This window comes from Streptomyces sp. HNM0574 (assembly GCF_012726235.1).
Taxonomy (GTDB): Bacteria; Actinomycetota; Actinomycetes; order Streptomycetales; family Streptomycetaceae; genus Streptomyces.
This window is the reverse complement of the sequence record NZ_JAASAH010000023.1, coordinates 1-12430: the sequence shown is the minus strand read 5'-3', so window position 1 is coordinate 12430 and position 12430 is coordinate 1. Positions and strand designations below refer to the sequence as shown.

Sequence of the window (12430 nt, the reverse complement as noted above, 5' to 3'; positions counted from 1 at the left end):
GTGGCTCGGTCGGGGAGGTGCTCCGCCACGGCCCTTTTGCTGAGGTGCCCGTGCGCTTTCTCCAAGTCCGGTACGCACGGAGCGCATGCGTTCACTTCTTCATGGCCAGCAGGCAGGAAGTGAGGATGCCCATTCCCGCCAGCCCCACGATCGCCTGAACTGCTGCGATACCGAGACCCTTGCCGCCGGTCAGTGTCACCACTGATCCAGCGATCCCGCCCACCGTCATCAGCGCACCGAGTACGAGTGCGCGGGATCCAGTCGGTCGCAGCAGCCCCAGCAGCACGGGGGTCCCTCCGTCCCGCTCGTGTCGTTCTCCTGTGTGACGCCCGGAGGAAGAAGCACGGGATCGCACGTCAACTCACTTTCCCGCTGGGCGCCTTGGGCGCCAGCGTGTTTGTCTGCTGCTCTTTCTCTTCGGGTTCCCGAGCAGGGGTGTAGACGAAATCGACCACTGTGGCGACAACACCCACTGGGGCAGAGAATATTTTCCCGCCCGCGATCCCGAGTTTGTTCAGCGGGGTGAGCTTGCGATGCTTTCCGGAGCCCCCGCCGTACTTGTCGTTCAGGGCTCCGCTGGCTTCACCGGCGGCGAAGGACGGGACTCCTCCGAGGAAGTCGTCCCACGCTTCCGGGAACTCGCCATGAATCAGGTGGTCGAACGAGTTGATCCAGGGGCGGAAGCTGAGAAACTCTACCGCAGGTTTGATCGTCTTACTGCCGAACATGCCGGGAGGCGTGTAGTCGGCTACGGCATCATCGGGTTTTGATATATCACCGTTCGGGCTGCTCTGGAATCCGTTCCCGCCTCCGGAGATATTTTTTGCGATCGTGGCTGCGGCATCCGCGTCGGCTTGAGTCGCGTCGCTGAGGGTTCTCGATATTCTGGCGGCGAAGGCGTCGACAGCGGACTGGTCGGGCTGATCTCCGTGCCCGTCCGCCGCCGGTGAAACAGCCCCGGTCGCGCTGACTCGCAGGTTCTGTTCCGCGGCTTCTACGTCGGCAAGGTGGCGAAGGCTTTCCCGCAGGGAGTGGAGTCGCTCTCGTATTTCCTGCAGGTTGGCATGGGTCGCCTTTGCGATGCCGTGCGCATCGTCGATTTCCTTCTCGATGTCCCCGTACTGCTTGTCGGCCTTTGCGCTGGCACCGTCAGCGCTTGCCCATCCAGCTGTGCGGTACGACGGTCCGACGTCCGTCGTGTAGTCGTTGCTGATGCCCTTGAGGTGGGTCGTGGTGTTTCGCCACGTTTCGATCGCGGCATCGAGCTTCGAGAGGTTGAGATGGTACAGCTGTGCGTAAGTGATGCTCATCCGAAGTCAGCCTTCATCTGCTGGTGAACCGTTGAAGCTGCTTCGGTATTGGCCTTCTCCGTTTCCGAATAGGAGTCCGCAGTCCTGGTGCACCGGTCACCGAAAGAATTGCATGTGGCGGCCAATCTTCGAGACTTGTCCCCCCAGGTATCGGAAAGGAGTCGAAGAGACCCTCCGATGCTCCCTCCCCAGTTCCCTCCAGAAAGTGAATCGGCAGCTACCCCGGTTTCCTTCTCGGGGTAGCTGCCCATTCTTCGCAGGCGGCCGGATATCTGGATTGCCCAGTTGCCTGCTTCGCGAAGAGAGTGAGTGCTGTCGATGTTCGACGCTCCCGACAATTCAACTCTCCCTATCGGTCAAGCGCTAGTGGTCATATCGTGACCGTAACATCGCAGCTCGACAGGGCATTATCTGGGTGTTCGCACTTTGGGAGCTCATCGCCATTTTCAGAGGGTGCCTCACTCCCCACCCGCCTCGCGATACTCAGCGAGGCGTCGTTCGTCGTTGGCTGTCCAGGGGTGGTCGGGGCCCAGGGCCTGGAAGCGGGAGGTGGCCACCTGTTCGCCGTGGCGGATGGCCTCGGTGGTGTGGCCGGCGGCGAAGAGGGTGCGGCTGAGGAGAGAGTGGGCGGCGATGGTGAGGGGGTACTCGGCGCCGAAGTGTTCGGTGAAGCGGGCGAAGCTCGCGAGGGCTAGGGGCAGGGCCTCGTCGGGCCGGTCGAGGACGAACAGGGCGTGGCCGAGGTTGAGCCGTACGGTCAGGGTGACGGGGTGCTCCTCGCCCAGCAGCCGGGTGCAGTTGTCGAGGACGGCGGGCGCGGAGCGCACCTCCTCCTCCAGATCCGCCCCCTGGAGGACCGCCAGGCGTACCGCGCGGGAGTAGAGCACCAACGGGTTCTGCGGGCCCAGGACTTCGGCCCGTCCCTCGGCCGAGCGGCGGATCAGCCCGGCCACTTCGCCGGTGTCGCCGAGCACGTGCAGCGCCACCCCCAGCCGCTCACAGCACTCCAGCGTCTCCAGCGCCTTCGGTCCCAACACCCGCTCGCACTCGGCCAGTAGGGCGCGCAGCCGTCGTTCCGCCTCCTCGAAGCGGCCGGTGCGGTGTACCGAGCGCGCTGCCCGGATGCGGAGCCGCAGCGTCCACGCGTCCTCCTCGCCCAGGCGGGCGCCCGTGAGGTCCGCGGCCGCCTCGCCGAGGCTCAGTGCTGCCGCGTAGTCGCCCGTGCGGTGGAGGGCGGTGGCGAGGCGGTGGGTGGCGTCGGCGGCGCGGGACGTGGTGGTCGTGCTGACTGCTGTGCTGTGCGCGCAGCGGCGCAGCAGGGCCAGGGCGTGCGGTGCGAGCAGGGCCAGTCCCGGGTCGTACGGGCCCCGTTCGGGTACCTCCGGCAGCATCGACAGCAGCAGCCCCGCCGCTGTGGACGCGAGTTGTTCCCGCTGGTCGTCCGGGGTGCCGCGGGCGACGCTGTCGAGGAGGACGCCGTGGGTGCGGAGGCTGCGGGGGGTGCCGGGGGTGAGGGTGGTGAGGGACTGGTCGAGGAGGCCGCGGAGGGCCACGTCCAGCCGGTGGGCGGGGAGTTGGGGGCCGAGGTCGGCGCCGGAGAGGAGCGTCAGGGGGAGCGGGTCGCCCGCCCAGCAGGACAGGAGGCGGAGCAGGGTGACGGCCTCGGGGGTGCCCTGGTCGACGAGGGCGGTGAGGGAGAGTTCCCAGGTGCGGCTGACCAGGTGGCGCGAGTCGGTGCCGTACGCCGCGGCCACGGCGCCCTGGTCGAGGAGTTCGATGGGGTCGCCGGGGCCGCCTTCCAGGTTCCGGCCGTACTCGGACATCGTCCACGGGCTGAGCACCTGGTGGGAGAGGAAGCCTCCGGCGAGGGTCAGGGCCAGCGGGAGCCGCCCGAGCCGGTCGGCGACGGCGGCTGCCTCCTCCTCGGTGCCGGCCTCCGGCGCCAGGTCGCACAGCACCCGCGCCGCGTCCTCCCGGGGCAGCACGCCGACGTGCAGGAGCTCGGCGCCGGGCCACCAGTGCGGCCCCGCCTGACGGCTGGTGACGAGGACGGTGCCGCGCGGGCTGCTGCGCAGCCAGCCGCCGTCGCGGAGCACGGACGGGTCGTCGGCGTTGTCGAGGACGAGGAACCAGGGTGCGTCGGAGGCGTCCAGCCGCCCCCACACCAGGTCGGCGGCGGCCCGTAACCCGCTGCGCGCCGCCTGGAGTTCACCGTCGCCCGCGCCCCGGTCGGCGGCGACGGCGAGCATGCCGGAGCGCAGCGAGGCCGGGTCCGAGGCGTTCACCCACAGGCCGAGCCGGCCCCGGTCCGTGGCGTGGCGGAACAGGGCGTACGCGACGGCGGTCTTGCCGCAGCCGCCGAGCCCGTGCAGGACGTACACCTGCCCGCCCTGCTCCGCGGCGAGGACGGGGCGCAGCCGCTCCATCAGCTCCGTACGGTCGCGCAGGGTGACGGGGGCGCGGCCCACGGCGGGGTGCCGTACGGAGTCGGTGCCCTTCCACGCGGACTCGGCGTGGTGGTGGTGCTCGACGATGTGCTGGTCGCCGGTGGCCTGGTAGACCCGCCCCTGGCCGTCGGCGTGCCCGTCGTACCGGCCGCCGTTCACCGCGGACCGAGGTGCAGGTCGCGGCCGGCCTGGTACACCCGGGCCGAGCCGGAGGCGGTGGCCGTCTGCGTCACGGCCGCTGGTGCCTGCGGTGGCGCCAACTCCTCGAGCAGCGTGCGCAGTTCGTCGGCGACGTCCGGCCGCGCGGCGAGCAGGCGGCGGATGCGGCCCTGCCACTCGGCGCTGAGCTCGGGGGCGGTGTCCGGGTCGCCCGCCTCGTCGGCGGCGAGCAGGTCGTCGCGGGTCGCCTCGATCTCGGCGGCGAGGCCCTCGGCCCGCTCGGGCCTGGCCCGCCGCCAGAGCGCGACGAACCGGTCTCTGGCGCCCTGCCACGCCTCCGTGGTCAGTTGCGTGACGAGTGCGCTTCCGGCCGTTGCCGCCAGTGCGGCGATCTCCGCGTCCACTGTGCCCCCGCGTCTCCGATTCGGTGCGCCGGCCTGCCGCCGCTGCGCAACTCCTGGGTCATGCGCTCCACTTGCGTGCGGCGTTTCACTCTAGGTCAGCCCTCCACGGATGGCACGGGCGTTCCTGGGGCGGGGCCGGCTCCCCGCCACGTCGAATGGGCGGGCGCCCCGGCGGCAACCGGCACCCCCACCCGCCCCGGCGCACGCGCCGCGCGTGGCTCGGGGTGGGGTTCGGCCATACCTGCGGAAAGGGTCCTGCCAACTGCCCGGGGCGGGCATGATGTTGCGGGATGAGTGAGACGTGGGGAGCCGGACGCGCGGGACGTGACGGGAGCGGCGGGGACGAGGAGCGGCGGGCCAGACCGGCCACCGTCCCCGGGCAGGACCCCGGGCCGGGGGGCGGGGGAGCGCCCGGCCCCGGCCGGTTGCTGGGTGACCGGTACCGCCTCGTGGAACGGCTCGGCCAGGGCGGCATGGGCACCGTGTGGAAGGCGCACGACGAGGTCATCGCCCGCGACGTCGCGGTGAAGGAGCCCCGGCTGCCCGAGGGGGTGCCCGACGAGTTCCGGGACACCGTCTTCGCCCGCCTGGAGCGGGAGGCACGGGCCGCCGCGCGGATCGAGCATCCCTCGGTGGTCGGCATCCACGACGTGGTGTCGGTGGACGGGCGGCCGTGGATCGTCATGGAGCTGATCCACGGCAGGTCGCTCGCGGACGTGCTGGCCGAGGGCGTGCTGACCCCGCCCGAGGCCGCCCGGATCGCGCTGCCCGTCGTCCGGGCGCTGGCCGCCGCGCACGCGCGCGACATCCTGCACCGGGACGTGAAACCGGCGAACATCATGCTCGGCCCGGCGGGACGCGTGGTGCTCACCGACTTCGGCATCGCCCGCATCGAGGGCGAGGCCGCGCTGACCCAGAGCAACGCCTTCGTCGGCTCACCGGAGTACACCGCTCCGGAACGCGTACGCGGCCGGGTGCCGGGCCCCGCCTCGGACTTCTTCTCGGTCGGCGCGCTGCTGTACCGGGCGGTCCAGGGCGTCGCCCCGTTCCACCGCGACGTGCAGCAGGCGGCCTGGCACGCGGTGCTCTTCGACGACCCGCCGGCGCCGTCCCGGGCGGGCGCGCTCGGCCCGCTGATCACGGAGCTGCTGCGCAAGGAGCCGGACGAGCGCCCGTCCAGCGGGGAGATCGTCTCCGTCCTGGAGGGCGTCGCGGCACCGGCCACGACCTCGGTCGCCACCCGCTCGGGGGACGCGGAGACCGGGGGCTCCGCGGTCGTCGGCCGGCACGGCCGGCGGAACGTGGTCCTCGCGGCGCTGACCTCCGCCGTCGTCGCCGGCGGCGTGGTGACCGCGGTGCTGGGCCCCGGCGGGTCCGGGCCGCCCTCGGACTGGGAGTCGCACGACTACCTCGGCGCGAGCCTCTCGCTCCCCGCGAAGTACGAGTACGAGCAGGACATCCCGCCGGACCTCCAGCAGTCCCTGAAGGGCGAGGCCACGGCCTACCGCGTCGAAAGCGGCAAGTACCACCAGGAGTTCCTCCTCTTCCGCGGGGACACCGACGGCGCCCCGCAGGACGTGTCCCCGACGCGGCGTGCCCAGTGGTGGTTCGACAAGTACACGTCCGAGTACGAGAACTCGCAGGTCACCGTCACGGACCGGGAGGTGAACGGGCGGGACTGCAAGGTCCTCACGTACACCCGCCGCCCGGACGGCGAGGGCACCGCGCTCCGCCGCAAGAAGGAGCTGTACTACCCGGAGAGCGGCGGCCACGTCTGGAAGATCGCCCTGGACTGGGAGACGTTGAACGGCGAGGCCGACGCCGGGGGCGACCGGCTCTTCGAGCAGGTCGTGGACACCTTCGAGCCGCCCGAGTAGGCACGCCCCCTCGCTGATGCCGCCGTCCGCCGGTCGGGTGCACGCTGGAAGGAGGAAGCGGACGTACGGAGGTGTGCACCATGCAGACGATCGTCGGATGGCACATCGAGATGGAGTTCCAGGAGATCGGCCACAGGACCGAATGCGCGGCCATGGTCAGACTCCAGGACGGCACGGAGATGCGCGCCCGCGGCGAGGCGATACGGCACCCCGACGACCAGGAACAACCACGCGTCGGTGAGGAGCTCGCGGCTGCCCGCTGCCTCAACGATCTCGCGCATCAGCTGATGAACAAGGCGGGCTCCGAGATCGAGGAGGTGACCCACCTCAAGGCCCACCTGGCGCTGTGACCAGGACCGGTTTCCACCCCGCGGGGCCGCACGGACATCCGTGCGGCCCCGCGGGCGAATCGGAGCACACCGGAGCCGGATATGTCCGGGCGCAACCGTTCTGAGTGTTAGACGTAGATCACACCGCGCGGGGCGATGCCGCACCGCCCGCCCGCGCCGGTCACCCCGTCAGCACTGCCCGCCCTCCGCATCCGGTGAGGTAAGGAATGCACGTACTGCCCGAGACGACGCACGTGCTTCCCGGCCCGATCCTCGGGCCACGTCCCTTCCAGCGCCCGCGCCGGGCGCTGCTCACCGTGGGCGGCGTCGCCGGCGCCTACCTCCTCGCGCAACTCGTCCTCGTCGTCCCCGGATCGGGGCTCGGCTGGGACGAGACGGTCTACGTCAGCCAGGTCCACGACGGACCCGCCGCCTTCTTCAGCGCGCCCCGCGCCCGCGGCATCAGCTACCTCGCGGCGCCCGTCACCGTGCTGACCTCCTCCACGCTCGCGCTCCGGCTCTGGTTCGCGCTGCTCTCCGCCGTCGGGGTGTTCCTCGCGCTGTGGGTGTGGCGCAGGCTCGTCCCGCCGGCCGTGCTCGGCTGGGGCGGCGCGCTGTTCTGCGGGCTGTGGGTGACGCTCTACTACGGCCCGCGCGTGATGCCCAACCTGTGGTGCGCGCTGGCTGCCCTCGCCGCCGTCGGCTGCTTCCTCCGCCTCGCCGCCTCCCGCCCCTGGACCCACTACGGGCCACCGCCCGGCGGCGCCTACGGGCTGGCCCGGCTGCCCGGGCCGGACCGCGGCGCGCTCGCCGGACTCGGCCTCTCCGTCGCCCTCGTCGCGCTGATGCGCCCCTCCGACGCGATGTGGCTGACCCTGCCGCTGTTCGTCGCGGGGCTGCTCGTCCCCGGGCTGCGCCGTCCGGCCGGGCTGGTGGTGATGGTGCTCGCGCTCGCGCTCGGCTGCGCGCCGTGGATCGCGGAGGCGTACGCGCACTACGGCGGGCCGCTGGAGAGGCTGCACCGCGCCGGGGAGATCCAGGGCGGGCTCAGCTGGAACCTCGCCTTCGCCGACCAGTTGCGCGGGCTGGAGGGCCGGACGCTGTGCCGCCCCTGCGACGTGCCCTGGCAGCAGCCCCTCACCGGACTGTGGTGGATCGCGCTGCCCCTGCTGACCGTCGCCGGGATCGCCGCCGCGTCCCGCGCCGGACGCGCCCCGGCCTCCGTCGTCGCCGCCGTCACCGCGGTGTCCACCGCCGTGCCGTACCTCTTCCTCGTGCACTACGCCGCCCCCCGCTTCCTCCTCCCCGCCTACGCGCTGCTCGCGATCCCCGCCGGTGAACTCGCCGCCCGCGCGAGCGGCCGCGCACGCGGCGGCTGGCGCACCCTCACCGCCGGGCTCGGACTCCTGCTGCTGGCCGGGCACGTGGTGGTGCAGTACGCGGTGCTCTCCGGCACCGTGCAGCGCAGCGAGGACAAGAGCGCACGCCAGACGCAGGCCGCCGCGGTCCTGCACCGCCACGGCGTACGCCCGCCCTGCGTGCTCGCCGGCCCCACCGCCGTCCCCCTCGCCCACTACGCGGGCTGCTCCTCGCGGAACTGGTACGGGCACGACCGGAGCATCAGCCGCGCGGGCCTGGCCGAACTGGCCCGGAAGACGCCGACCGCCGTACTGCCCTGGGCCGGTGGCGAGGTGCCCGCGTTCGCCCGCGACTGGCCGTCCGTCACCCTGCCGGGCCCGGACGGCGGCGAGATCCGCGTCCGCATCGGCCCCGCCGCAGCTCCCGCCGACACCCGTGCCGACGCCACGGCCGCGCCCGGCGGCCCGGCGCCCGAGCCCGCCCCGACTCCGGGAACTCCGGCCGCCGTCCCCGCCGGTGGCGGCCCGGAGCCCGTCGTCGTCGGCCTGCCCGACTAGGGGGCCGACGGCGGCCGGATGCCGCGCTTCAGCAGCCCGGCCCACAGGCGGGCCCGGCCGGTCCGGTCGAGGGCTTCGTGAGCGGCGAGCAGGCCACCGGTGACCGCGCCCATGAAGCCGCCGGCCAGGCAGTCCTGGCCCGAGAGGTACAGGCCCTCGACCTCGGTGCGCGGGCGCAGCCAGTCCGCGCGGCCGGGGGCGCGGCCGTCGCCGAAGGTGGTGACGTCCTTGGCGAGCCCGTACAGGCTGCCGCCGGGCCAGCCGGCGAAGTGCTCGGCCGTCAGCGGGGTGCCGAGCTCGTGGTAGACCACCCGCCCCTCGGTGCGGGGCAGTTGGCGGTGGAGCTGGGCCAGGAGCTCCTCGGTGATCTCGGCCTTCAGCGCGAGGTAGTCCGGGTCCCGGTGACGTCCGCGGAAGGGCTCGAACAGCTCCGGTCGGACGTACGCGAGGATCTCGCCGGTCGAGCGGCCGGGGTGCCGCGCGGTCCAGGTCGGGTCCTTGGCGCAGGAGAAGGAGAGGAAGCGGCCGCTGGTGCGCCCGCCCTTGCCATCGAAGAACGCGTCGACGTCGCCGTCGGTGACCATCACGTTGTGCCGGGGCAGGCCAAGTTCCTCCGGGTCGCCGTCCAGGCCGAGGAAGAGCAGCACGAACGGGAAACCCCGCCGCATGCCGTCGAGTTGGTCGGCTCCCGCGCCGGGCATCAGCGTGCGGTAGGTGTGGTGGGCGCCGGCCGCGCTGACCACCACCGGGGCGTGCACGCGGGTGCCGTCCGCCAGGACCACGCCCGTCGCCCGTGACCCGTCCAGCGCGATCCGGTCGACCGGCGCGCGGACGAAGACCTCCCCGCCGGCGGCGCGGATCGGGCCGAGCATCGCGCGGGCGATGGCGGCGCTGCCGCCCACCGGGTACCAGGCGCCCTTCCGGAAGTGCTCGAACAGCACCGCGAGGAGGAAGAACGGCAGCCTGCTGCTGGAGTCGGCCAGCAGCAGCGCGCTCGGGGTGAGCACCGCCTGCCGCAGCCGCTCGTCGCGGACCAGCCCCGCCACCACCTCCCGGGCCGGCCGCCGCGCCTCGTCCGGGACGGCCGCGGTCCGCAGCAGGCCGGCCAGCCGTCGTACCACCGGACCGGACAGGCGCCCCAGCGCGAGCGCGGGCAGTACCGCGCGGCACCGCTCGACCAGCCGGAACAGCGCCTCGATTCCTGCCCGTTCGGCGGGGAAGCGCGCGGTCAGGGCGGCCCGGTAGGCGGCGAAGCCGACCGGGGCCCGGTGCACCTCGTCCGCCAGCCGGTACTCGTCGTAGGGGTCACCGAGCGGGGCCCAGCGCAGCGCGCCGCCCGTCAGGTAGTCCGACAGCACCCGGACCGGCTCGCGCGGCGAGAGCTGGCCGACGTAGTGGATGCCGACGTCCCACTCCCAGCCGCGCCGCCGGTAGGCGTGGGTGTAGCCGCCCGCGGTGTAGTGCTGCTCGAACACGGCCACCCGCCGCCCCTGCCGGGCCAGGCAGACCGCCGTCGTCAGCCCGCCGGCCCCGGAGCCGATCACCACCGCGTCGTACGCGCCCGCCGGTCCGCCCTTCGACAGCGGCCGGCCCACCAGCACACCGCGTGGCACCTCCCCGGTTCCGGTCTCGGGGGACGTCACGGCGGCGGGGCGGGTACGCACGGGCGCTGCTCCAGGGGTGGGAGGAGGGGGCACCCGAGGGAACGCGCCGGCGCGGGGCCCGGTTACGGCCCTGCGTCCCCCGGTCTCCCGTGCGCTCCCAACGCCTCTGTCACAGCTGGTAGTTGGGGTCGCCCATGATGATGCCGAAGACCGCGCCCGCCGGGTCGCGGACCATCGCCAGGCGGCCGACGCCCGGCACGTCGACCGGCGGGACCAGGGTGGAGCCGCCGTTCCCGGTGGCGGCGGCGTACGTGGCGTCGCAGTCGTCGACGCAGAAGTACGGGTGCCACTCCGGGCGGGAGCCCGCGTCCAGGTTCTCCTTCGGGAGCGTCATCATCCCGCCCTGCGCCGCGTCCCCCTCGGCGCCGCCGCCGGGGGAGGAGGCGAGGGTGTACGTCATGCCGCCGCCCATCTCCTGGTCGTCGTAACTCCAGGAGAACACCGCGGAGTAGAAGGACTTGGCCGCGCCCGCGTCCGTCGTGTACAGCTCCGTCCAGCACATGCTGCCGCGGTCCATCACCTTCTCCAGGCCGCCGATGTCCCGGGGCTGCCAGACGGCGAACTCCGCGCCCTGCGGGTCGGTGAACGCGGCCAGGCGGCCGGCGGTGAAGACGTCGTCCGGCTCCACCCGGACCGAACCGCCCGCGGCGCGCACGGCGTCGGCGGTGGCGTCCGCGTCCTCGGTGGCGAAGTACAGCGTCCAGCCGGCGGTGGCGCCCTCCTCGGTGAGCGGGCCGAGCGCGGCGACGGTGCTGCCGTCGAGCCGGAAGAAGCCGTACCCGCCGGCCTCCGGCAGCGGCTCGTACGACCAGCTGAGGACCGTCATGTAGAAGCGCGCGGCGGCGTCGGTGTCGGGGGCGCCGAGGTCGAGCCAGTTCGGCGTCCCGGGAACGAAGTTGGTCGTCAGCATGGTGCTCCTCGGGGGTGGGTGCCGGAGGGGTGCTCTTCCACCGAGCGCTTCTCAGCATGGCAGCGGGCACTGACATCGGCCCTCCGGATAGCGCGGCGGACGCGTACCGCCGCGCTCCGGATGCCGTCTCACTCGTTTGGAGTAATCGTTGAGGTGGCCGTGGGGACGGATCGGCAGCTCAAAGGAGGCCCCGTGCGGAACGCGGCCCCGTCGGGCGCCCTGCCCGACTCGCTGACGTCCTCCCGGCGGCGCGCAATGTGAGGAGCGCGTGCTTCTTCCTGCCGGCACGTGACTGAAAGGAAGGTGCGAACCGCCATGGACACACCATTCGGAGGAAGCCCCCAGGACCTCAACGGTCTGACCGTCGTCGACGGCGAGGGCCACAAGATCGGCTCGGTGCAGCGGGTCTACAAGGACGACGCCAGTGGAGCGCCCGAGTGGGTCACCGTGCGCACCGGGCTGTTCGGCTCCAAGGAGACGTTCGTTCCGCTCGCGGACGCGCGGAAGGAGGACGACAAGCTGCGCGTCCCGTACACCAAGGAGCGCATCAAGGACGCCCCCCGGATCGAGGCCGAGAGCCACCTCGACGCCGCCGAGGAGAACGACCTGTACCGCTACTACGGGCGCACGCGTCCCGGCACGGACACGGCGGCCGGCGGCATGGGCGCGGGCGGGGTCGCCGGCGGTATCAGCGGCAACCGCGGCACCGCGGGCACGGGCGGCGAGGGCCGGATGGGCGGCGGCCCGCGGCACGCGGCGGCGCCCGGACCGAGCGAACCCATGGCGGGCGCCGGAGCCGGCGCCGGGCCGATGGCCATGAGCCGCGGCCGCGAGGACACCTCGGCGAAGGGCGAGGGCACCGCGGCGGACGCCGGTACGGGCAAGGGCGCGGACACCACCCGCGGCGCGATGCCGGACACCGAGTCCCACCAGGCCATGGCGGAGCGCGAGATGACGCTCTCCGAGGAGCGGGTCGACATCGGCACCGAGGAGTACGAGAGCGGTCACGCCAGGCTCAGCAAGCACGTCGTCACCGAAGAGGTGAAGCGCACCGTCCCCGTCAGCCACGAGGAGGTCCACGTCACCCGCGAGAAGCTCACCGGCGAGGAGGCCCGCGCGGGCCAGGCGGGCGAGCTGAAGGACGGGCAGATCGAGATCACGCTGCACGAGGAGCGGCCCGTCGTCAGCAAGACGTCGGTGCCGTACGAGCGCGTCCGCATCGAGACGGAGCGCGTGACCGAGCAGCGCGAGGTCTCCACCGAGGTCCGCAAGGAGGAGGCCGAGTTCGACGACGGCACCCAGGGCACCCGCGGCGCCCGCGGCAAGGGCGAGGGCGAGGGCGGCACCGGCCGCAAGGGCCCCGGCGAGTTCCGCTGACCCGGCCCGGGGGAGAGATCCGGGCGGTCCGGGCGGG

10 protein-coding genes are annotated in these 12430 nt (G+C 72.9%); 4 read left to right on the top strand and 6 right to left on the bottom strand.

All coding sequences use genetic code 11. The features are described 5' to 3' along the window. Window positions 1-91: 91 nt before the first annotated feature. The 4 genes from HCC30_RS26850 to HCC30_RS26835 all read right to left on the bottom strand — a co-directional run bounded on the left by HCC30_RS26850 (window position 92) and on the right by HCC30_RS26835 (window position 4320). On the bottom strand, window positions 92-286 hold the full coding sequence (locus HCC30_RS26850) for a hypothetical protein (protein ID WP_169445503.1): 195 nt from the start codon (window positions 284-286) through the stop codon (window positions 92-94). A gap of 70 nt (window positions 287-356) precedes the next feature. Next, window positions 357-1310 carry a hypothetical protein gene (locus tag HCC30_RS26845; protein ID WP_169445502.1) on the bottom strand — a complete coding sequence of 318 codons (954 nt, stop codon included), beginning with the start codon at window positions 1308-1310 and terminating at the stop codon, window positions 357-359. 458 nt (window positions 1311-1768) lie between these two features. Continuing rightward, entirely contained in the window at window positions 1769-3916 is a 2148-nt protein-coding gene (locus HCC30_RS26840) for a tetratricopeptide repeat protein (RefSeq protein ID WP_169445501.1), read from the bottom strand. Beyond that, window positions 3913-4320, bottom strand: a complete 408-nt coding sequence (locus tag HCC30_RS26835) for a hypothetical protein (RefSeq protein ID WP_169445500.1) — start codon at window positions 4318-4320, stop codon at window positions 3913-3915. Before HCC30_RS26835 ends, HCC30_RS26840 begins: the two co-directional genes overlap by 4 nt. A gap of 290 nt (window positions 4321-4610) precedes the next feature. Between HCC30_RS26835 and HCC30_RS26830 the strand changes: the two genes are divergently transcribed. The 3 genes from HCC30_RS26830 (at window position 4611) to HCC30_RS26820 (ending at window position 8442) form a co-directional block, all read left to right on the top strand. Continuing rightward, window positions 4611-6197, top strand: a complete 1587-nt coding sequence (locus tag HCC30_RS26830; protein WP_169445499.1) for a serine/threonine-protein kinase — start codon at window positions 4611-4613, stop codon at window positions 6195-6197. An 80-nt stretch (window positions 6198-6277) separates the two neighbouring features. Beyond that, entirely contained in the window at window positions 6278-6547 is a 270-nt protein-coding gene (locus HCC30_RS26825) for a DUF1876 domain-containing protein (RefSeq protein ID WP_169445498.1), read from the top strand. 206 nt (window positions 6548-6753) lie between these two features. Next, the gene (locus HCC30_RS26820; protein WP_169445497.1) at window positions 6754-8442 is read left to right on the top strand and encodes a hypothetical protein; all 1689 of its coding nucleotides are present in this window, start codon (window positions 6754-6756) and stop codon (window positions 8440-8442) included. Here HCC30_RS26820 and HCC30_RS26815 read toward each other — a convergent pair. Together HCC30_RS26815 and HCC30_RS26810 are read right to left on the bottom strand one after the other, a co-directional pair. Then, on the bottom strand, window positions 8439-10106 hold the full coding sequence (locus HCC30_RS26815; protein WP_169445496.1) for an NAD(P)/FAD-dependent oxidoreductase: 1668 nt from the start codon (window positions 10104-10106) through the stop codon (window positions 8439-8441). The two genes, HCC30_RS26820 and HCC30_RS26815, sit on opposite strands and share 4 nt — an antisense overlap. A 109-nt stretch (window positions 10107-10215) precedes the next feature. Next, window positions 10216-11016, bottom strand: a complete 801-nt coding sequence (locus HCC30_RS26810; protein ID WP_169445495.1) for a VOC family protein — start codon at window positions 11014-11016, stop codon at window positions 10216-10218. A 315-nt stretch (window positions 11017-11331) separates the two neighbouring features. Here HCC30_RS26810 and HCC30_RS26805 point away from each other — a divergent pair, with 315 nt between their 5' ends. Next, window positions 11332-12393, top strand: a complete 1062-nt coding sequence (locus HCC30_RS26805) for a PRC and DUF2382 domain-containing protein (RefSeq protein ID WP_169445494.1) — start codon at window positions 11332-11334, stop codon at window positions 12391-12393. The last annotated feature ends 37 nt before the right edge of the window (window positions 12394-12430 follow it).